This is a genomic window from Pseudoalteromonas piscicida (assembly GCF_002744175.1).
GTDB classification, from domain to species: domain Bacteria; phylum Pseudomonadota; class Gammaproteobacteria; order Enterobacterales; family Alteromonadaceae; genus Pseudoalteromonas; species Pseudoalteromonas piscicida_B.
In genome coordinates, this window is sequence record NZ_NKHF01000101.1 from 40,952 (window position 1) to 63,002 (window position 22,051).

Sequence of the window (22,051 nt, forward strand, 5' to 3'; positions counted from 1 at the left end):
AAGGGAGCATGCTCATGGTATGCTCCCTTTTTTGCATATTCAGTTTATTTCTGAGTAGCTGCTTTCATTCGTTCAACAAATGTTTTTAACTCAAAACACATCGTTTTAGGGTCATCTATGTACTTTTCGATGATTTTCACTACGGCCGAGCCACTGATCGCTCCGGCCGCACCTGAGCTAATGGCATGTTTTACATGCTCAGGTTCTGAAATACCAAAGCCCAACAAAGGTGGGGCAGCATGATATTCGATGAGCTTAGTGATCATATCGGTTGCGGGCATTTGCGCTGTGGTTTCTGTGCCTGTTACGCCAGCGCGAGATAGTAAATAGGTGTAGCCACGACCGCGGGTTGCACACTCACGAAGCGTATCATCACACGCATTTGGCGTGGCGATAAAAATCGGCGCTATATCGTTAGCCATTGCGGTGAGTCTAAATGGTTTAGCTTCATGCAGCGGTACGTCAGCCACCAAAATAGAATCGACACCAGCCGCTTTAGCATCTTGATAAAACTGCTCAATACCACGAGCAAAAATCAAGTTTGAGTAGAGCAAAAGACCAATTGGAATATCGCTGTTATAACGACGAATTTCAGCGATGATCTCAAGACAGTCTTGGGTATTAACATTTTGCTCCAGAGCACGGATGTTGGCCGCTTGGATAACCGGCCCATCCGCTATTGGATCTGAAAACGGAATACCAAGCTCTAATGCATCGGCACCGCCGTCTATAAGACTTTTGATTATCTCAATGCTAACGGCCTTATTGGGGTCGCCGATAGTTACGAAAGGAACAAAAGCACCTTGGTTTTTTTCGTTTAAGTGTGCGAACATCGCATCATAACGTCTCATAGTTCACCTCGCTCAGATAGTACTTGGTGGACGTGAGCTAAGTCTTTGTCTCCGCGGCCACTTAAATTAACAACAATGACAGCTTCTTCGGTTTGTGCTTCTGCATACTTTAGTGCGTATGCTAAAGCATGGCTGGATTCAAGTGCGGGAATAATGCCTTCGTGTTTGGCAAGTGCTTGAAACGCGTCTAAGGCTTCAGTATCACTAATGCCAACGTACTGTGCTCTGCCTGTTTCATGTAAAAAAGCATGTTGAGGGCCGACGGCTGGGTAATCTAAGCCCGCTGAGACCGAATAAGACTCTTCAATCTGGCCATCTTGATTTTGCATGATGTAGGTATAGGCACCGTGCAAAATACCCTTAGTACCTTTACACAGCGCTGCGCCATGTTCATCGGTATCTAAGCCTTTACCAGCAGGTTCTACCCCGATCAGTTTTACGTCTTTTTCATCAATAAAGTCTGCAAACATACCAATGGCATTGGAACCTCCGCCGACACAAGCGATAACGGCATCAGGCAAACGGCCTTCAGCTTTTAGTACTTGTTGTTTTGCCTCTTCACCGATCATTTTTTGGAATTCACGGACAATCGTCGGGAATGGGTGAGGACCTGCGGCCGTTCCAAGTAAATAATGCGCTGTTTTGTAGTTTGCAGACCAATCACGTAGCGCTTCATTTACCGCATCTTTTAATGTCCCAGAACCTGCGGTAACAGGGATCACCTCTGCACCCATCAGGCGCATTCTAAATACGTTAGGTTGCTGACGCTCAACATCTTTAGCCCCCATATATACACGGCACTTCAAACCGAGTAAGGAGCAGGCTAGCGCAGTTGCAACACCGTGCTGCCCAGCGCCTGTCTCTGCAATTACTTCTTTTTTACCCATGCGTTTGGTTAATAGTGCCTGACCTAACACTTGGTTGGTTTTGTGAGCGCCGCCATGTAGTAAATCTTCGCGCTTCAAGTATAGTTTCACCTTTGGGTTTTTAACTAAGTTGCGTGTTTTCGTCAGTGGCGTTGGGCGACCCGCAAACTCATTCAAAAGTTGATAAAACTCGCTTTGAAATTCGGGGTCTTTTTGTGATTTATAAAATTCCTGTTCTAACTGCTTTAGTGCAGGTACGAGTAACTCGGGCACAAACATGCCTCCGAAGTCACCAAAATAAGCTGAATTACTCATGTCCACCTCAATATTTTCTAATTTGTGTAAATGCGTTAGCGATCTTTTGAGCGCATTTTTTACCTGGCGATTGCTCAACGCCAGAATTTAGGTCGAGCCCATCAGCACCCATATTCACGGCACCGCGAATGTTGTCGGGGGTTAAGCCACCGGCCAGCATGTAATTGCTCGAACCATTATTTAATAGTTGCCAATCAAATACTTGTCCCGTACCACCAAATGCGGTGTCGGTTTTGGTATCGTACAACTGTTTATCAACGCCAACGAAGGGGCTTGGTAGTGTTGTATCCACTCCCTGAGCTTTCCAAATTTGGCATGTTAAAGGTAATTGTTTACGCAGGGCCTCGATGTATAGCTCATCTTCGCTGCCATGCAATTGCACTGCACTAAGTTTTAATATTTGTGCATACTCGGCCACTTGCTCTAGCGGCGCGTTAACAAACACGCCAACATACTTAAGTGGTGCGCTATCAGCGACTGCTTTTGCACAGTCGATATCTACATAACGGGGAGATTTTGGATAAAAGATCAGGCCACCATACACAGCTCCGGCCTCGTAAGCCGTTTGTGCATCTTGGCTGCGAGTCAAACCACACACTTTGTTTTCGCCCAAGATTAAACGTCTGCAAGCAAGTTCTAAGTCTTGCTCAGCCATCAAGGAGCTGCCGACCAAAAAGCCATCACAGATTGGCGACAAGCGTTTTACATCGCGGTGGGTGTATATACCAGACTCTGAAATCACCACTTTGTCTTCTGGGATTAACTTTCTTAGCTTCTCTGTTGTTGCCAAATCCGTTGATAAGTCTCTGAGGTTACGGTTATTAATGCCGATAAGTTCAGCGTCTAGCGCGAGAGCACGAGTCACTTCTTCTTCGTTGCTCACTTCCGTTAAAATCGACATGTTAAGTGATCTTGCCACCTTGGCGAGTGCTATATAGTCTTGGTCGTTTAACACCGAAAGCATCAAGAGAATGGCGTCGCCACCATGCAAGCGAGCAAGATATACTTGGTACGGATCGATAAAGAAATCCTTGCAGATCAGTGGCTGGTCAACCAGCTTTCTCACTGTGGCAAGATAGTCATAGCTGCCCTGAAAGTATTTTTCGTCAGTTAGCACACTAATGCAGGTCGCGTACTTACGATAAACATCAGTGATTTCGTTTAAATCAAAGCGTGAGCGGATCAGGCCTTTTGAAGGCGATGCCTTTTTACACTCTAAAATAAATTGGGTACCCGCTTGTGCTAGTGCTGCCGTGAAGTTACGTGTTGTTGGGGTTACTTCGTCAATAAAGTCGCTCAGCGGACGCTGTGCTTTGCGTACTTTTAATTCCTCGACTTTATCGGCAACAATTTTTTCTAATACGTTAGCCATTACTTACCTCTACAATGTTAGCCAAGGTGGTCATGGCCTTTTTGCTTTTTAATACGTCACGAACTTGTAGGCTTGCTGTTTTAAAATCGTTTGCCTTATCGGTCAATACTAATAATGCTGCGACGTTAGCAATAATAGCAGCGTCGTGTGCCGCCTCGCCTTGGCCATTTAAAATCGCTAGGCTCGCTGTTGCGTTATATTCTGGCGTATCACCGGCGATGGATTCAAGTGAATAGTTTTCTAGTCCAAAATCACTTGGGGTAATGGTGTACTGAGTCACTTCACCATTTTTCACTTCTGCAACTAATGTTTCGCCGTGCAGGGCAATTTCATCTGTGCCGCTGCCGTGAACTACCATTGCGCGTTTCGTACCCAAGCGATTGAGTGTTTCTGCCATAGGGAGGACCAGTGCTGGGTCATAAACCCCGAGTAGTTGCACTTCCGGTTTGGCTGGATTGGCTAAAGGTCCTAGAATATTGAATATCGTGCGTGTTTTTAGTTGCGTGCGAACAGGCATAGCATGTTTTACGCCGGCGTGATAATGCGGTGCAAATAAAAAGGTAAAGCCTGTTTTTGCGAGACATTCTTCTGCATGGGTGGGGGTCATATCAATATTGATCCCAAGTGCTTTAAGTAAATCAGCGGAACCTGATTTACTACTTACGCTGCGGTTGCCGTGCTTGACCATATTAATGCCGCATGCTGCAGCAACGATCGCTGCGGTGGTACTGACGTTGATGGTGTTGGTGCCATCACCACCGGTACCGCAGCTGTCAGCTGAAAGTAAGTTTTGCTTATTAAAGGCTGTGGCATGGTCACGCATGGCTTGCGCTGCACCGGCTATCTCGGCTGCAGTTTCACCTTTAAATTTTAGTGCCAGTAAGGCTGCGGTAAGCTCGATGTCGCTCAATTGCCCTGCCATGATATCGCTAAACAACGACTTGGCGGCGTCGAATGTTAAATCTTGTTGCTGTAATAAGGGTTGTAACTTTTCCATCGTGCTCTCCTAAGCGGTAAGGTACGCGATACTTTGTTGCAGTAACTGAGCGCCATTGGGTGTTAATATTGACTCTGGGTGGAATTGATACCCGATCACGCGATCTTCACTATGGTAAATAGCCATCGGAATAGACTGGTATCGTGCGATGACATTAAGCTCAGCTGGAACTCTGGTCGCCATCAATGAGTGGTAGCGAGCAACCGGAAACTGCGTCCCAAGTCCTGCAAATACTGGGTGCTCATCTGCGTCTATAATAGACGACTTACCATGCACGGTTTCGCCGGCGCGTCCTACCTCGCCGCCATAGCTTTGTGTGAGTGCTTGTTGTCCTAAACAGATCCCAAGCATTGGAAATTGACCTTTGCAAAGCTCGATTAATGCGAGCAAACAGCCTGCTTCTGACGGTGCCCCAGGTCCTGGAGATAGCACCAAAATCACCGGGTCTTCTTCTGCTCGCATTTTATTGTAAATTATTTCAGCTGGAATATTGTTACGATACACGACCAAATCGAGTCCTAACAAACTCAGTTCATCTACGAGGTTATAACTAAAAGAATCGAAATTATCTAAAAAGTATACCTTAGTCATGGCTTGCTCCTTCATAGGTCGACTGTACAGCTTTGATCACTGCCATGGCTTTGGCTTTGGTTTCGTTCGCTTCGCTTTGTGGGTCTGAGTCGAATACAACCCCAGCACCAGCTTGTACATAGGCAATATTATCTTTTACAAAAGCTGAGCGGATCACAATACAACTATCCATTGCGCCATTTCCCATCAAATAGCCTACGGCACCGCCATAGCTACCTCGGCGTTGCTTTTCTGTTTGACGAACTAGCTCGGCGGCCTTCACTTTTGGTGCACCAACCAAGGTGCCCATATTCATACAGGCTTGATAGGCGTGCAGAGCGTCAAGATCTGGCTTTAATTGGCCAACAACGCGAGACACCAGATGCATCACCTGTGAATAGCGGTCTACTTTTAGTAGTTCTTTTGCGTGTCGAGTACCCGGTACGCTAATTCGCGCTACATCGTTACGTGCTAGATCTACAAGCATAAGGTGCTCTGCACGTTCTTTTTGGTCATTACGCAGCTCAAGCTCTATGCGGCTATCTAGGTCTGGGTTGATACTGCCGTTTGCAAACTTACCTCGAGGTCTGGTACCCGCGATGGGATAGACCTCAACTTGGTTGCTTTGCTCACAATATTTGAGCGCAGACTCTGGAGATGCCCCAAATAAAACAAAACGCTCATCTTTCATATAGAACATATACGGGCTAGGATTTTGCTTTTTGAGCTGTTTATAGGCGGCGAGTGAATTATGGCAAGGAAGTGAAAAAGTGCGAGAAGGCACCACTTGGAAGATGTCACCGTTGATAATGTTGGTTTTCAACTTTTCAACGTGTTGACAATATTCCTCGTCACTGACGTTGACCTTGACGTCTGCGCTACCATTTAGTGGTGCAAACTGAAATTCGGTGATTTGGTCACACTGGTTATTCAGTGCTTCTAATTGTCTACCCACTTCAAAGCAATTGGCATGAACTTCAGGGCCATTAAAAACATTACCGATGAGTTCGGTTGTTTGTGCTTGATGATCAATAACGACCAAGGTTTCTGCAAGATAGAAAACATAGTCAGGACAGTCGTTGTCGCCATCAGGCACGCTAGGGAGTTGTTCGAAGTTTGCCACCATATCATAGGCGAATACACCACCTAGGAAGACCGAAAACGGCGTATCTGAGTTACATTTGATTTCGTTTATGCAGGTTCTCAGCGCGCTAAAGGCATTATCGGCTTTTAACTTTGTATGCTCATCAATATCAGGTTCAAACCCTTGATAATTTAGCGTTAATGTATGGCCATCTAAACAAACGCTGCAGTTTTTAACTTTTTGCGCGAGATAGGGGAGTAGCTGAGCGCCATTATTTGACAATGCCTTGGCGATGACTTGCGCGCCATTACATTCAAAGCGAATGGCGCTATCGACAAGCACTATGCTTTTCACATTGTCTTTAGACTCAATTTCTGCAGACTCAAGCAGTAGTGAGTTTTCTTTATTTAAGCCAGCATATAGAGACAAAGGACTGGCGGTATAATCGCGCCGTTGTCTTATGCTGGTGACCTCACCTGGTGTGGTCGTTATGTGACTAAAAATCAAACCTCATTCCTCTTAATTTCTAGATATCTTGAATTAGAAAATAAAAAAACCCCCGAAAGCTAAGCTCTGCGGGGGTTATTGTTCAGGCACAACAATACCGTCCCGCTAGGGCATCCACCACCACCAAATTGTGTTTACTGTGATATTGTTGTTCATAAAAAACCTTTAAAAAAATATAAAAAAACCCGCGACATTGCGCGGGTTGATAAATCGTAGATATAACGAAACACACCCGCTTAGTTCGAGTGCCACCACCAAATGTTTTTTTGAAATTGTTTGTTCATTTGTGAATATTTCGTTGTTGAATCTAAAGTAGCTACAGTAAACCCTATTCTTGCTACAAGTGTCAAGGGCAAATATCAGAAAATAACCTAAGGTCGTATCAGTCAACTTGTGGTATAATCAAAACGTCGATAATTCAGAGAGATAGTTAGTACATTTTGATTAAATATGACCTACACAGCCATACTACTTTTTCCGATGGTCGTTTAGCTGTTGATGAACTGCTAGAGCGAGCGACGGAAAAGGGCGTTGATATTTTGGCAATTACGGATCACGATACCGTAGATGCTATCAAGCCTGCACGTGATTACATTAGCCAAAATAACTTGGCATTAGAACTGATCAATGGGGTTGAGATCTCCACCAAGTGGGAAAGCTTTGAAATCCATATTGTTGGGTTAAACTTTGACCCTGAACATCCTGCATTGGCAGTCTTGCTTGAGGAGCAGCAAGATAAGCGAGAAGCAAGAGCGGCAGAAATCGGTGCTCGTTTAGCTAAAAAGGGCTTTGAGAACGTCTATGAAGACGCCCAAGCGCTGGCGCAGACCGCTCAGATCACCAGAGCGCACTTTGCGCAAGTGTTGGTTTCAAGGGGGGTGGCTAAGAATGTTCAAGGTGTCTTTAATAAGTTTTTGGCCCGTGGCAAAACCGGATACGTTCCAAGTCAGTGGTGTGATATGAAGACCGCAATCGATGCGATCCATGCTGCTGGTGGAGTGAGTGTACTGGCGCACCCAGCTCGTTATAAAATGTCGAATAAGTGGTTAAGAAAATTACTCGCAGAATTTAAAGCGGTCGGTGGAGCCGCAATGGAAGTTGCACAACCGCAACAAGCACCAACAGAGCGCCAGTTTTTGGGGCGATTAAGCCAAGAATTCGAATTATTGGCAAGCCAAGGATCTGATTTCCATTTTCCGATGCCTTGGGTCGAACTTGGTCGTAACTTGTATTTACCTAAGGATTGTCAGGGAGTATGGCGTCATTGGGGAGGCAAAGAGGAATAAGCTTATGAGTCAATTTTTCCATATTCATCCAGATAACCCACAGGCTCGTTTGATCCATCAAGCGGTTGATATTATTGAGCAAGGTGGTGTGATTGTGTTCCCAACTGATTCTGGTTATGCCATCGGTTGCAGCTTGGGGAATAAACAAGCAAAAGAACGTATTGAGCGGATCCGTGGCATCGAAAAGCATCACAACTTTACTTTATTATGCCGTGATCTTTCAGAGCTTTCGACTTACGCTCGTGTTGATAATCAAATGTTTCGAATGATTAAAAACAATACGCCAGGACCTTACACCTTTATCTTTAAAGGAACCAAAGAGGTGCCGCGAAGGCTGTTAAACGAAAAGAAAAAAACCATCGGGATCCGCGTCACTGATAATCCAATTACCTGCGCATTACTTGAAGCCTTAGGTGAGCCGTTAATGTCATGCTCGTTGATCTTGCCTAAAGAGCAGTTTACTGAATCGGATCCGGACGATATTCGCATGCGCCTTGAAAAGCATGTAGATTTGATTATCCACGGCGGCTATCTAATTGAGCAAGCAACCACAGTGATTGATATGTCTGAAGACAGTATAGAAATTTTGCGCCGTGGCTGTGGTGACACATCGCCATTTGAGTGATAGCGTCTGTTATGACCGAAGCAATCCAACAAAAATTACCGCTGGCGTTTTTAAACGGCGAAGCGGTAATTGACAAGCCAGAAGATCTTTATATTCCGCCTGAGGCGCTCGAAGTGATTTTGGAAACCTTTGAAGGTCCGTTGGATTTGCTGTTATATCTGATCAAGCGTCATAAGTTAGATATTCTTGAATTACCTATTTTTAGTATCACTCAACAATACGTGCAGTATGTTGAAATGATGAAAGACATGCAGCTTGAGTTGGCTGGCGAATATCTAGTGATGGCCGCTTTACTCGCTCAAATTAAGTCAAGAATGCTGCTGCCAAAACATGAAGAGCTAGAGGAAGAGGAAGATCCAAGGGCGGAACTAGTTAGACGGCTTCAAGAATACGAGCAGTTTAAAAAAGCTGCGGAAAATCTTGATGTAATTCCTCGAGTTGATCGTGATATTTTTGTGGCGCACGCATTGGTTGACAGCCGCTTCGATCCAGAACCAGAATTCCCTGATATTGAACTCAAAGAGTTAATCCTCGCACTGTCAGAAGTGATGGCCAGAGCGAAGACCTTTGAGCATCACCATATATCTGCTGAAGCATTATCGACCCGCGAGCGAATGAGTCTCATTTTGCAACTACTAAGGGAGCATAGCAAGCCCATTGCATTTGGGATGTTTTTTTCTTTGGAAGAGGGGCGCAGTGGGGTAGTTGTTACTTTTATTGCCATGTTAGAGCTAATCAAAGAACAATTGATAGACTATATTCAGCCCGATAGTACTGCGACGGGTTACCTGCATTTAAAAGGCTAGGGGATGGCTAAAGCCTCTGGTATACTCCGCATTTTTATCTTCAAGCAGATAGTATGAAAAGACGTGTTAGCGATGAACAACTGGTTGAGTTAGTTGAAGCTGCCATTTTTGTTTCAGATAAACCACTATCGAAAAAGCGCATGAAAGAAACGGTGCTTGAAGACATTAGCGTATCGCCGCAACGTTTAGACCAAGCACTTGAAACGCTGGTAGAACACTATCAGACGCGAGGTGTTCGACTGGTTGAGGTCGGTACTGGGTATCGTTTTCAGGCCTGTCCAAGCTTAAGCCCTTGGTTGAGTAAGCTTTGGCAAGAAAAAGCACCAAAATACTCGCGTGCTACACTTGAAACATTAGCGCTGATTGCATACCGCCAGCCAATTACTCGAGGTGAAATCGAGCAGGTTCGTGGTGTGACGGTAAGCTCTAATATAATTAAGAGTTTGATAGAACGTGAGTGGATAAAAGTGGTGGGTTATAAAGAGGTGCCAGGTAAGCCTGCATTGTACTCAACCACAAAACAATTTTTAGATTACTTTTCATTGTCGGGCCTAGGTGAACTCCCTCGGTTACCTGAGCAACACAATGAGAAAATAGATCAGTTATTAAATGATCCTTCTGTGAGAGAACCATCTGAATGAGTGAAAAACTACAAAAAGTATTGGCAAGAGCTGGCGTTGGCTCAAGACGCGAAATGGAAAAATATATCGAGTCTAACCGCGTAAGTGTTGATGGAAAAGTTGCCAAACTAGGGGACAGAGTAGAAGAAAACTCTGTGATCCGTGTAGATGGACATGTTGTCAAAATAGAACAACAGGAAGAGCGCGTTTGTCGCGTGCTTATGTATCATAAACCTGAGGGAGAGTTATGTACTCGCCGTGACCCTCAAGGACGCCGTACGGTATTTGACCGCTTACCTAAATTAGATGGTGACCGCTGGATTGCCATTGGTCGCTTAGATATCAATACTTCAGGTTTGTTATTATTTACCAATGATGGTGAATTAGCTAACCGTTTGATGCACCCTAAATATGAAGTGGAGCGTGAATACTCGGCGCGTGTTTTTGGTGAAGTAACCAACCAGACGTTACGTACCTTGACCAAAGGTGTTGAGCTTGAAGATGGTCCAGCAAAGTTTCTTAGCATTAAGCCACAAGGAGGCGAAGGCCTAAATAAGTGGTTTAACGTCACATTGACTGAAGGTCGTAACCGTGAAGTCAGGCGTTTATGGCAGTCTCAAGACGTTGAGGTGTCTCGTCTGATCCGCATTCGTTATGGTAAGCTTGAATTAAACAAGCGCTTACCACAGGGCGGTTGGGAAGAGCTGAAGCTAGAAGAGGTTAACTATCTGCGTAAATCGGTAAGTTTACGTCCTGAAACACAAACTAAGCTTTCGGTAATGCCTGAAAAACGCAAAGATAAGCGAGCAAAAATTAACAAAATCAGAAAAGCAGTGAAAAAGCATAATCAACGGGTAAAAACTCCCAGAAGAAAATAGCTTTATACTGATACAACGCCAGCACAAATTGCTGGCGTTTTTATTTACGCTTTTGGAGGGCAAAGCAATGGAAGGAGAATTCAAAGGCAGTTGTCTGTGCACACAAGTAAAGTATAGTGTGGTGGGAGCTGCTCATGGTTTTTATTTATGTCATTGTCAGTACTGTCAAAAAGGTACCGGCTCAGCACATGCTGCGAATTTATTTTTCCCAAATGCTAGGTTAACTTGGTTGCAAGGAAAGTCGCTAGTGAAGTGCTTTTCAATACCGAACACTCGACATCTAAAAGCTTTTTGCACGTGTTGCGGCAGCCCACTGCCCAGTGTGCAAGAGGTGGGGATAGTTGTACCTGCTGGTAGCTTAGATGAAGCTCCAACAATTATCCCTAGTGCACACCTATTTGTTGCAAGTCGAGCGGATTGGGATAATCAATTGGAAAAAATTGTGGCATTCGACACTTTACCAACACAATAAAAAGGCTGCGATTAGAGTCGCAGCCTGGTGGTCATTAACTTTTTATTTATGATTAATATGTTTGTGCGTCTAGTGATTGCCCATTGACATCAATAGAATCATCAGACATCAAATAGAGGTAGGTTGGCATCAAGTCTTCAGGTGTTTTCAGTTTGTCTTTGTCTTCACCTGGGAATGCCGAAGCTCGCATGCTTGTTCTTGTCGCGCCCGGGTTAATACAATTAATCCGAATGTTAGTTTTGCCCACTTCTTCTGCCCAAGTTTGCATCATACCTTCTGTTGCGAACTTAGATATGGCGTAAGCGCCCCAAAACTCGCGACCTTTGCGACCTACCCCTGAGGATGTAAACACAATTGAGGCATGTGGCGCTTTGCGCATAACTGGGAACAGTGATTTGGTGATCACCGCTTGAGCCGTTACATTGACTTTCATAATGTTTTCGAAAGTTGAAACACAAAAATGTTCCATTGGACCGAGAGATCCTAAAATTGACGCATTATTAAGTAATCCGTCTAATTTACCGAATTGTTGCTCAATGGTCGCCGCTAAATCACGGAAGTGCTGCTTAGTTGCGCCGCGTAAGTCCATCGGAACGATAGCGGGTTGCGGGTAACCGGCATTGACAATTTCATCGTAAACGGCTTCTAACTTACTGGTGGTTTTGCCCAATAGAATAACCGTTGCACCATATTTAGCGTAATTAATGGCTGCCACTCGGCCGATGCCGTCGCCCGCACCAGTGACTAATATCGTTTTGTTTGCAAGTGCATTTTCAGGAGCTTGATAAGTCTGCATTCTGGACTCCAAATAAGATGTTTGCACTATTTTATCACAATGCGCTAGCAAGTTAGCGAATTTATTGTAAATATGGCTGGCGAAATAACAAAGTTTGAGTTAAGTTTAACTGGTCTAATGTCTTATTAAAAATGCAATTACATAGATTTAACGAGAATTATCACAATAATAATAAGATTATGTCGGAGCCTATAAAATGAAAAAAATGCTACTCTCACTCGCAGTATCAGCTGCCCTTGCTGGCTGTGGAGGCGGTGAAACGTTAGAAGATGTTAAAAATGATACTACACCCGTTTCTCCAACGATTTCTGTGAAATTTGATCCATCAGGTGGTGTGATCTCAGTTCCTAACGATATACTTTTATCCGGCACTCAAGATGGTACGATAAATCTGCCTGACGAAATGTTGGGAAAGACAGATGGTGATGGTAATCCCTTAGTAACCAAAGCAAGCTACGCAAACCCAAGCCTAGTTATCGGGGCACTAGATGGGTGGTCTACCCAGATGCCATATGTTATCGATATGACTACGCCCAATGGCCTTAAGCTCGATCCGCAGAGCGCGATGACGCCGGGCACTGTGCGTATATTCGAAGTTGAAATGGGTGGCCCACTTCAAACTGATGCTGAATGTGCGCAGTTACCGTCCGGGATCGCATGTAAATCCGTTGCTGAATTAGAATTCGGTCCTCAAGGCGACTTTGTTACGATGGCAAATAGTGCTGGAAATGGCATTGTAGTCGTACCGGTGAAGCCGTTTAAACCAAGTACTACTTATATTACAGTGCTTACCCGCGGTCTTAAGGACTCTAGCGGTCAGAGCGTCGATGCATCATCAACCTATACCTTGTTACGTCAAGAAGCGCCACTGGTAACCGATGCTCAGAAATCGTTACAAGCGGTAATACAGAGCTATGAGAAAGCAATAACTGAGTCAGGTGTTGCTCAAGACGAGATTATCTATACTGCAGCGATGACTACACAGTCGACTGGTGCTGGTTTAGGGGGGGCAAAAGCATTGTTGGCGCAGTCTCTTGCTAATAATGCACCACCGGTATTGGCAGTACCTGCTCAACCACCAATGACCGTTGCTGATGCACTTGAGGGTAAAGTGCCACCAGAGGTATTACCGGCTTTTGCACAAATCAAGTTAATGGGTGGTGTTATTCAACTTCCACAATACTTAGCGAAGCCAAAAACAGGCGACATAGAAGCATTAGCAGATACTTACTGGCAGGCGTTATGTGACAGTCCGGTTACCCTTGCTGGGTATGTGGCACAAGGTGGTCAATTACCGCCAGTTGCCGAAGGTGAAGATCAAATCTGTGCTAGTTTACCTGTGCCAGAAGGGGTGCCAAACTTTAGAAGCATTGGCGTGGATAAACAGCGTTTTATCACCAAATATAATCCAATTCCAAAGCAGCAATGGCTTGCCAATGTGCCTGTGCAAATCACATCTCCTTCGGGAGAGGCGCCTAACGGTGGGTGGCCGGTTGTTATTTTGCAGCATGGGATCACCAGTAAGAAAGAAGATATGCTTGGTTTGACGTTGTCACTAACGCAAGCAGGTTTTGCGACGGTTGCAATCGATCACCCAATGCACGGCGAGCGTGGCATTGATTTAGATGGTGACGGCACTGACGAGTTTAATGCATCAACCAAAAGTGTGTTGTCATACATGAATTTGACTTCTCTATTGGTTGCACGTGATAGCTTAAAGCAGTCTGCAGCCGATTTGATGGGACTACGTTTAGGGTTGAATTTCATCAACCAAGCATCAGGTGGTCAAGTTAACTTCAATACACAGCAAGTTAGTTATTTAGGACACTCTTTGGGCTCTATTGTTGGGCCAAGTTTCCTTGCACAAGCCAATGCACCACTTAACCCCGCGGCTGATGCTTTCTTTAAAGTAGAATCTGCTGCACTGGCCAGTGGTGGCTCGGGTATTGCGAACTTCTTGATTGAATCAAAGTCATTTGGTCCGTTTGTTCAAGGTTCGGTATTGAGCTCTGCTGGTAACTTAGCGTCACAAGCATTCAATGGCTATTTACAAGAAGGCGCAGCTGCTGATTGTGGTGCGTTTGCTGCTGTACAAAGTGAGTTTGTGTCGTGTGCTTATGCAACCTTTAGAGCAGGATTAGAGGCGGCTGAAGACACCGCAACACTTGCACTGATTGATGCCACGGTAACGCAATTTGGATTTGCGGCGCAAACGGCGTTGGATAGCGCAGATCCATTAAATTACGCAGCTTCAGTGAAGGCATTACAAACGCCAGTATATATGAGTGTGGTAACCGGTGGTGTAGATGGCAATGCCGCTGACTTGGTGATCCCGCCAACGACTGAGCGTAGCTTCTTGTCTGGCAGCCTACCGCTTGCTAACTTTATGGGGTTAATGCCTGTAAGTGAAACGCAGATAAGCCAAGATGGAACAACACCTGGTAGCTACGTGGTTAAGTTTTCTCAAGGACACCATAGCTCTATTTTAACCACGGGTTTTGAAGAAAAAGCGGGTGGCACAGCAGCAGGCCATGCTGCTGCATCAGTTGAAATGCAAACTCAGGTTGCTAGTTTCTTGAAGTCTAAAGGTTTAGCGCTTCAAGTATCTAACCCAGACGTTGTTGCAAACTAAGACGTTTTTAGAGACTATAACAGGCCGCAGATAGCGGCCTTTTTTGTGTCCATTTGTAAAACAAAGCAATGGATAACTTTGAGCTAAACGAGGAGAGAGACTTGGCATTTTTGTTTGAGTATGGGTTATTTTTAGCCAAGACAGTAACTATCATTTTTGGTATTGCGGTAGTGATTATTTTAGTAGTTGGTGCAAGCCAAAAGCCGAAATCGAAAAAAGGTGAAATTGAGGTTACGGATTTAAGTGATAGTTTGGCACAGTCCAAAGAACAGTTTTTAGAACAAACCTTAGATAAAAAAGCGCTAAAGGCACGAAATAAAGCGCAGTCTAAGGAGCAAAAAAGTAAAGATAAGAATAAGGAAGATACCAAGAACGTATTCTATATCGAATTTAACGGTAGTATGGATGCCCATGAAGTATCAGCTTTACGCGAAGAGATAAATGCCATTCTCACAATTGCCGACAAGAACACAGATCAAGTCATCGTTTCTGTTGAAAGTGGTGGCGGTGTCGTACACGGCTATGGGTTAGGGGCATCGCAACTTGCTCGTATTAAGCAAGCGGGAATTCCGCTTACTGTATGTGTTGATAAAGTGGCTGCCAGCGGCGGTTACATGATGGCATGTGTAGCAGACAAAATTATCGCGGCACCATTTGCTATTATTGGATCGATTGGTGTGATAGCGCAAATCCCTAATTTCAATCGCTTATTGAAAAAGAATAACGTAGATTTTGAGATGGTTACTGCCGGTGAGTACAAGCGTACACTAACCTTGTTTGGGGAAAATACCGACAAAGGACGAGAAAAGTTTAAAGAAGAAATCGAAGAGACGCATGGTTTATTTAAACACTTTGTCGCTGACAATCGTGCCGATCTCGATATCGAAAAAGTAGCAACGGGTGAACATTGGTTTGGAACACAGGCCTTAGCGCTTAAGCTGGTAGATGAAATTTCGACTAGCGATGATTTGCTTATGTCATTAAATGAAAATCATCAGCTGTATAAGGTGGCCTACAAAGCTAAGAAGGGCGTTGCGGAGAAGTTTGGTTTACAACTGGGTGGGGCTGCTGAGCGTCTTACCATCAAAGCATTGTCTAAATTGAATCTGTCGAGGTACTTTGCATAATATACATTCGCACATTAATAGGTGGTAGCTGACTGTCACCTATTAATGTTTGCAAAAATAGACACTGGCATAGCAACCCCCCTTAACAAACTCAATGTGACACTGCCAATTAAGCTGCTGGCATAGTTGTTCCACTAACTTCAAGCCAAGACCATATCCTAGTGTGTCAATCTGCGGTTCCAGATTGTCTATAGATTCGATGTTTTTTATCGTGATCAGATTCTGGTGTTGGTGTATTTCGATAGTGCCACAAAACGTGTGCTGCATCGCATTTCTAATGAGGTTGCCAATCACGATTTTGGCGGCGGCACTGGGAAGCCAAACCTGATAGCGGGATAAATCAAAGGACATTTGAATATCACGTTCTGCAATTAAATAACTCAGCGCTTTAACTTGTGATTGAATAAGCTGATCGAGATAGACGGGTTGGCAGTCCAGCTTAGGTTTGCTGGTTTTACTGAGCCACAATAAGGTTTCGCTTAAGGTTGCCATTTCGTGGCTGGCGATGTCGATACGCTGTAAGGCTTTAGCGCATTTTATGGGAAGTGGTGGAGAGATTTTATCTATCAACTCCACGCTACTGCGAATAATTGCAATTGGCGTGCGTAATTCATGGCTGGCGTAGCGAACAAAGTCTTGCTCACGTTTTAAACTTGTATTAACGTCGACCAAACTTTGCTGAATGAGGTGAGCAAGATTACTGAGTTCTTTATATTTAAATTGCGGAGGCGGTTCCTCTAGGTTAGTTGCATCCAATGCCGATGCCCACTTATGCAGCGCATTCACGGGTTTGGTGACGGTATGCATTAGCATCATGACTATCGATCCAAATATCGCTATTGCGAGCAGTGCCACAGTTACCGCGATAGCTTCCGGGCTTTTGTACCAAGGGGTTGGGATTGAGGCAAACTGTTCTGAAAATTGATGGGAAATAAAACTCGTTTGCTCACCTTGTCGAAACTTCATCACAAATATGGCGGCACTCGGTCTATTCCATAAGTTTTCCCTAAACACTTTTTTATACAATTGATTATCTTCCATCTCAGTGGGAGAGAAAGCCTGTTGAACTTCAAGGGGGAGTGCCTGCCAATGTTTGGCTATCAAAAAGTTGTGGACCTTTATTTGTTCGCCATCTGAAACCGAGTAATTGCTTGCTAAATTGAGCATAGTTCCTCGCATCATGCCATCTAACCCTTTGAAAAATTGCTGTGTCCAAAAATAGGAAAGCAACGCGATGATTGCGGTTGCAAGTAAAAATAGGGCGATAAGTATATAGCGCCTGAGGCTGATCTCTATTTCTCGCATTTATTGTTCTCCTCACTGAAACACAGTAAAAAACCCTGCTTGCCATCTGATTTAATGGTAATGCGTGAGTTGTCCCTTAGCTTTTTACGAATATGATGAATATGTACTTTCAGCGAATTACTGTCGGGTTGTTCATCCCCCCAGATTTTTCCTAGCAAAGCTGTACGAGAAATAGGGCTAGGATAGGCCCTCATGAGTGCTTCAAGTATAGAGAATGCGGTGGGGGCGAGCTTAAGTGAAACATCTTTAATAGTCACTATTTTGGTATCAAGGTGTAGCGTCAGGTTGTACTGTTTCAACTGGCGAACTTGGCCACTTTTTCTGGTGGATAGGGCTTGGACACGGGCAACGAGTTCGGCCATTGCAAAGGGTTTAACGAGGTAGTCATCGCTGCCAGCGGCAAACCCTGCGAGCTTATCCTCGAGTTGACCTTGCGCCGTGAGCATAATAATAGATGTAGTGACGCCAGCCTGTCTTAGCGTCTCACAGACTTTTAGCCCATTTAACCGTGGTAAATTGATATCTAAAATGACCACATCATACTCATTATGTTGTAGCAAGTTTAGTGCGAAGACGCCGTCACTGGCATGGTCGCATGTGATGTTTTCTAATTCTAAGTAATCAATGATATTACCAGCTAGCGCACGGTCATCTTCAACGAGAATAGTGCGGATCATTTACCTTTTCTCCCCCGAGATATTTACCTGTTTTAGTATAGACTGCACTTATTTGTTGAGAAATCATCAGCAAAATGGGCGTCATAAACAAGGTGATAAGCGTGGCAAATAAAATACCATACCCAAGCGATGTGGCTGCGGGGATCAAAAACTGCGCTTGCTGTGACGACTCACCCAAAATAGGGTAGAGGCCTGCGAATGTTGTTAACGATGTTAGTAAAATTGCTCTAAGCCGCCCAGTCGCTGCATCGACAATAGCCTCTGTAGTTGGCTTTCCTTCTTTTTGATAGCGGTTAAACTGGCTGACGAGTAACAGGCTATCATTGATGACCACACCGCTTAGCGCGAGGATCCCATTTAGTGATAAAATGCTGACGGTCAGGTCGAGATACCAATGACCTAAGATGGCACCAATAAACCCAAAAGGAATAATTGCCATGATGATTAGTGGTTGAAAATAAGACTTCAGCGGGATCGCCAGTAAGGCATAAATCGCAAATAGTGCGAGCAAATAAGCACTTTTCATTGACGCTGTGGTTTCAGCTTGGTGTTCAGCCTCGCCTGCAAAATGAATGGTTAAGTCATGATAACTTGATGTGAGCTCTGGAATAAGTGTTTCTTTCAGATCAGAAACCAAGGTTACAGGAGTTAACTTTGACTTATCAACAGCAGCTGAAATTGTCACTGCTCTGACGCCACCAATACGAGTTATGCTCTGCACCTGATCTGAATACTGAATCGTTGCAACTGCGCTTAATGGCACGACTTTACCATTGGGCAAGGAAATGTCGGAGTTGAGCACATCGAACATATCACTTCTTTGTGATAACGGCGCTCTAGCTCTAACTTTAACTTCATCGCTTCCTCTCATATATGACTGTACCACTTCGCCCCCGAAGGTTTGTAGCAACTGCCTTGACAGTGCGCTAGGTGTCATGCCCAATGCTTTACCTTGTTCGGATAAGGTAAAGTCGAGTTGGGCTTCACCCGGAGCAAGAGAGTTATCAATTGCGGATACCCCATCTATATTTTGTAGATACGACACAATAGCTTGTGCACTTTGTTGCATGGCCGTGTCGTTGTCTGTTTTGATCTCTACTTTAAAATTAGACACCATGGCCAACTCAGCTCGAATATTGATTTGCTTGGTCGCTTCGGGTAAGCCTGTGGTTTGTTGCCATGCAGCCGCAAGCTCTTTCAAGGTGTAATAAGGGTTTTCTTCGACTGACACATCTAATTGACCACTAAGGTCGCTATCAGCGCTGATTGCTACATGGTCAATATAGCTGGTATCAAGTTGCTCAGCTGAGTGTAGTAATGATTGCTCAGCAGTAAATAACGAGCGCTCTAGATGTGTTAAATTGCTGGCAGTTTGACCAAAGCTAGCGTCATTTCTTAGGGTGATAGACGCTGATATCGTATCAGCTGGTAAACTTGGGAAAAACCCAACACGGACATAACCGTTTGAAAGTAGGCTGACCGCCAATATTAATATGGAGACAAACGCAATAAGTGCAGCATATTTATGTTTTAATACAACAAGTAAGCAAGGTTTGTAGTACCTGTAATTTAATTGAGTAAGCAGTTTATCTGCAACGCCTTGCACCTTACTCCACTTCACCATAACAGGTGAACGGTTGACTTGACGGGTATTTAGGTGTGCCAAATGTGCTGGTAAAATCAGTTTAGATTCAACAACGGAAAGTAACAAACAAATCGTCACGATTGTACCAAACTGTGCATAAAGAACGCCTAACCCCCCAGATACATTCGCCAGTGCAGCAAATGCCGCCACAGTTGTTAGTACCCCAAACAATGTAGGAATTGTAACTATGCTCACCCCCGTGATGGTATTACTTACGGTGTCTCCAAGTTGTTTTTTGGTACTGTAGACACTCTCTCCAACCACAACGGCATCATCCACCACGATCCCAAGCGCCATGATAAACCCAAATGTCGTCATTTCATTGAGTGTTAAGCCTGCAAAAGGTTCGGTCATGAAATACAGCGTGCCACATAAAATAAAAGGCAGACCAGCGGCAACCCAAAAAGCCACTCGTAGGTTTAAAAAAATCGCAAGTACTACGAATACCAATGCAATTCCAGTCATTGCATTGGTTGAAAGTAAAGCTAAGCGTTCTTGAATTAACTCGCTTTTGTCGTACCAAGTCGCCAATTGTATGGTGTCGGGCAAAGTGGATTGAAATTGGGCTACCACTTGCTGAGCTTGTGCAACAATTTGCTCTATATCGCCATATTCATCCATAACTAACTTGATGGTATATGCGTTGTGGCCATCGAAGCGCGATAGAAAATATTGCTCATCGTTATAGGTATCGGTAATCGTGGCGATATCGGCGAGCGTGACATAGCTATTTACTTGATTGCTTTTTACAACGAGCTGGGCGAAGTCTTGAACTGTCATAGCTTGGGTGTTGGCACTGAGGCGAAGCACTTTCTCTGGGTTTCTTAGGCTTTTGGTTACCGATACACCTGACGCTTCATTAACTTGTTTTGCGACCTCAGTAAAGGTTAATTGGTATGCTTTCAATACAGCTTCATCGATTTCGATAGCGATTAAAGGCTCACGATGGTCAGGCTTAACCACCTTCCCGATAGCGGGTTTGGCCAGGAGCGCATTGGCGACTTTGTCGCCATAAAGTTGTAAAGTTTGATGGGGTACATCACCGAACAACTGTACGCGGATCACTTGCTCTTCGCGCAGAGCGGCCTTCACCAATGGCTTTTCTGCGTCTGTGGGAAAGTTATGAATGGCATCTACTTGCGCTTTTACATCTTGCAGTAGTTGATTAAGGTCATGCTCCGCCGTTTTCTCTATCATCACGCTAGTGCCTTGAGCGTTAGAGGATGAGGTGATCCGCTTAACTCCAGTGACGGACTGTAGGGCACTTTCTATCACCAGGGCAATTCCTTGTTCTGCCTGCTGTGCGCTACCACTGGGGTAATGCACCGATACTTCGACCGTATCTGGCGCTTTATTTGGAAAAGCCTCTTTACGCAATGAACTTGCGCTATTTATACCCATTACTATCACGATAGCCATCAGTAAGTTAGCTGCAACAGGGTTTTTGGTAAACCAACTGATCAATGAATACTGCTTAAACATTATCGGCTCCTGAATTAATTAGGGTGACTGCCATCCCCACGCTATAGTGACTAAGTGGCTTGGTTACTAACTGTAAGCTGGCGTCTTTTGCTGATGGTTGGAGGTAACTCATGCCACCGTGTTGAGCGAGTAATTGAGGTTTATAAGCTTGAAGCCTATTGTCTTGTACAAACCAAATTAGGCCGTCTGAGGTGATTGCGCTGGTGGGAACTTGCCACACATCAAAAAGCGTTCGACCTGCGATTTCGGCGGTGACGAAGCTGCCAAATGATAATTGAGGTGTCTGTTCAAGCGGAGTGTCTAATGTGACATAAACAGCGCGTTTTCGCGTTTCTTGTTCAATATGATGAGCTACTCGGGTAACTTGCGCTGACCAGCTTTTACCTCCCTTAACACTGCTCAGGGTTGTGTGCCAAGGAAGCGACGCTTGAGACGCCAGCATTTGCCATTGTAACTCCGAGAGGGGTATTTCAATTTCTGCTTGATTGGTGCCGTATACGGTCGCAACTTCGTTACCTGATTGTAGATAACTCCCTTCAGAAACGGCTTTTGCAACGATCAATGCATTAAATGGCACGCTGATGTTTGTACTGGCAAGTTGATGTTTGGCTGCATTTAGCTCTGCCTCAGCATGTGTTAATTGAGTTTCTAGTAACGCTTTTTTCGGGGCTCGCAACGGACTTTGGATGCTTTTTTCAGCAGAGCTGGAGAGATAACGACTGTTTACGGATGTTTCAAGCGCTTCTTCAGCGAGGGACAGCTTGATTTCTTTTATTGCAACCTCAGCTGCAGCTACCTTTGCTTGTAGCGCAGTGTCATCGACTTTTATTAATTGCTCTTTTGCCGCAACAAGGTTACCAATCTTAAATTGTGTATCCATAGCGACGATTTGACCCGATACTTCAGCACGCAGTGTTAGCTGTTGAGGTGAGCGTACTTCGCCATAGCCGCGCACGGTGAGTTGATATGTAGATGGTGATATTAGTTGTGTACTTACTTGCACAGGAGCCGGTGTAGTCACCTCTGATGATTCAGGTGCAGAAGGGGAAGCTGCTGGGATAGCTGAATAAATTGAGGCGACAAGTAAGATGAAAGTTGAGAATAGAACCAAAGACTTATTAACTTTAACGTGCATACA

19 protein-coding genes are annotated in these 22,051 nt (G+C 44.6%); 8 read left to right on the plus strand and 11 right to left on the minus strand.

Annotation, left to right across the window (positions count from 1 at the left end; translation table 11 throughout):
* Positions 1-44: 44 nt before the first annotated feature.
* The 6 genes from trpA to CEX98_RS20485 are packed head-to-tail and all read right to left on the minus strand — an operon-like array spanning position 45 to position 6,562.
* Positions 45-851, minus strand: a complete 807-nt coding sequence (gene trpA, locus CEX98_RS20460; protein ID WP_099643841.1) for a tryptophan synthase subunit alpha — start codon at positions 849-851, stop codon at positions 45-47.
* Positions 848-2,032: a tryptophan synthase subunit beta gene (gene trpB, locus CEX98_RS20465; RefSeq protein WP_099643842.1), complete on the minus strand. Its 1,185-nt coding sequence runs from the start codon at positions 2,030-2,032 to the stop codon at positions 848-850. Before trpB ends, trpA begins: the two co-directional genes overlap by 4 nt.
* A 7-nt stretch (positions 2,033-2,039) precedes the next feature.
* Positions 2,040-3,404 carry a bifunctional indole-3-glycerol-phosphate synthase TrpC/phosphoribosylanthranilate isomerase TrpF gene (gene trpCF, locus CEX98_RS20470; RefSeq protein ID WP_099643843.1) on the minus strand — a complete coding sequence of 455 codons (1,365 nt, stop codon included), beginning with the start codon at positions 3,402-3,404 and terminating at the stop codon, positions 2,040-2,042.
* Positions 3,397-4,401, minus strand: coding sequence for an anthranilate phosphoribosyltransferase (gene trpD, locus CEX98_RS20475; RefSeq protein WP_099643844.1), 1,005 nt, complete (start codon positions 4,399-4,401; stop codon positions 3,397-3,399). The genes trpCF and trpD overlap by 8 nt, the downstream gene beginning before the upstream one ends.
* A gap of 9 nt (positions 4,402-4,410) precedes the next feature.
* Complete coding sequence (locus tag CEX98_RS20480) at positions 4,411-4,992, minus strand: aminodeoxychorismate/anthranilate synthase component II (RefSeq protein WP_099643845.1); 582 nt, start codon at positions 4,990-4,992, stop codon at positions 4,411-4,413.
* Entirely contained in the window at positions 4,985-6,562 is a 1,578-nt protein-coding gene (locus CEX98_RS20485; protein ID WP_099643846.1) for an anthranilate synthase component 1, read from the minus strand. Before CEX98_RS20485 ends, CEX98_RS20480 begins: the two co-directional genes overlap by 8 nt.
* A 440-nt stretch (positions 6,563-7,002) precedes the next feature.
* Between CEX98_RS20485 and rnm the strand changes: the two genes are divergently transcribed.
* From rnm to CEX98_RS20515, 6 genes are all read left to right on the plus strand, one after another.
* Positions 7,003-7,848, plus strand: a complete 846-nt coding sequence (rnm, locus tag CEX98_RS20490) for an RNase RNM (RefSeq protein WP_099643847.1) — start codon at positions 7,003-7,005, stop codon at positions 7,846-7,848.
* A 4-nt stretch (positions 7,849-7,852) separates the two neighbouring features.
* Positions 7,853-8,473: an L-threonylcarbamoyladenylate synthase gene (locus CEX98_RS20495; protein WP_099643848.1), complete on the plus strand. Its 621-nt coding sequence runs from the start codon at positions 7,853-7,855 to the stop codon at positions 8,471-8,473.
* Positions 8,474-8,484: 11 nt separating this feature from the next.
* The gene (locus CEX98_RS20500) at positions 8,485-9,279 is read left to right on the plus strand and encodes a segregation and condensation protein A (protein WP_099643849.1); all 795 of its coding nucleotides are present in this window, start codon (positions 8,485-8,487) and stop codon (positions 9,277-9,279) included.
* A gap of 53 nt (positions 9,280-9,332) precedes the next feature.
* Positions 9,333-9,920, plus strand: a complete 588-nt coding sequence (gene scpB / locus CEX98_RS20505; RefSeq protein ID WP_099643850.1) for an SMC-Scp complex subunit ScpB — start codon at positions 9,333-9,335, stop codon at positions 9,918-9,920.
* The gene (gene rluB, locus CEX98_RS20510; protein WP_099643851.1) at positions 9,917-10,777 is read left to right on the plus strand and encodes a 23S rRNA pseudouridine(2605) synthase RluB; all 861 of its coding nucleotides are present in this window, start codon (positions 9,917-9,919) and stop codon (positions 10,775-10,777) included. Before scpB ends, rluB begins: the two co-directional genes overlap by 4 nt.
* Positions 10,778-10,844: 67 nt before the next feature.
* Entirely contained in the window at positions 10,845-11,249 is a 405-nt protein-coding gene (locus CEX98_RS20515) for a GFA family protein (protein ID WP_099643852.1), read from the plus strand.
* Between the two features lie 52 nt (positions 11,250-11,301).
* Here the strand turns inward: CEX98_RS20515 and CEX98_RS20520 are convergent, their stop codons facing one another.
* Complete coding sequence (locus CEX98_RS20520; RefSeq protein ID WP_099643853.1) at positions 11,302-12,045, minus strand: YciK family oxidoreductase; 744 nt, start codon at positions 12,043-12,045, stop codon at positions 11,302-11,304.
* A 196-nt stretch (positions 12,046-12,241) separates the two neighbouring features.
* On the opposite strand from CEX98_RS20520, the gene CEX98_RS20525 reads away from it, so the two are divergent.
* Positions 12,242-14,677, plus strand: coding sequence for a VolA/Pla-1 family phospholipase (locus tag CEX98_RS20525; RefSeq protein ID WP_099643854.1), 2,436 nt, complete (start codon positions 12,242-12,244; stop codon positions 14,675-14,677).
* Positions 14,678-14,778: 101 nt separating this feature from the next.
* On the plus strand, positions 14,779-15,804 hold the full coding sequence (gene sohB / locus CEX98_RS20530) for a protease SohB (protein ID WP_099643889.1): 1,026 nt from the start codon (positions 14,779-14,781) through the stop codon (positions 15,802-15,804).
* A gap of 42 nt (positions 15,805-15,846) precedes the next feature.
* Here the strand turns inward: sohB and CEX98_RS20535 are convergent, their stop codons facing one another.
* Genes CEX98_RS20535 through CEX98_RS20550 form a run of 4 tightly spaced genes read right to left on the minus strand, consistent with a single transcriptional unit; the run spans position 15,847 to position 22,048 of the window.
* Complete coding sequence (locus CEX98_RS20535) at positions 15,847-17,109, minus strand: sensor histidine kinase (RefSeq protein ID WP_099643855.1); 1,263 nt, start codon at positions 17,107-17,109, stop codon at positions 15,847-15,849.
* A complete protein-coding gene (locus CEX98_RS20540; protein WP_099643856.1) occupies positions 17,097-17,786 on the minus strand; it encodes a response regulator transcription factor in 690 nt (229 codons plus the stop codon). The genes CEX98_RS20535 and CEX98_RS20540 overlap by 13 nt, the downstream gene beginning before the upstream one ends.
* Positions 17,764-20,913 (minus strand): efflux RND transporter permease subunit, encoded by a 3,150-nt coding sequence (locus CEX98_RS20545; protein WP_099643857.1) that lies wholly within the window; start codon positions 20,911-20,913, stop codon positions 17,764-17,766. Before CEX98_RS20545 ends, CEX98_RS20540 begins: the two co-directional genes overlap by 23 nt.
* Positions 20,906-22,048: an efflux RND transporter periplasmic adaptor subunit gene (locus CEX98_RS20550; protein WP_099643858.1), complete on the minus strand. Its 1,143-nt coding sequence runs from the start codon at positions 22,046-22,048 to the stop codon at positions 20,906-20,908. The genes CEX98_RS20545 and CEX98_RS20550 overlap by 8 nt, the downstream gene beginning before the upstream one ends.
* Positions 22,049-22,051: the final 3 nt, after the last annotated feature.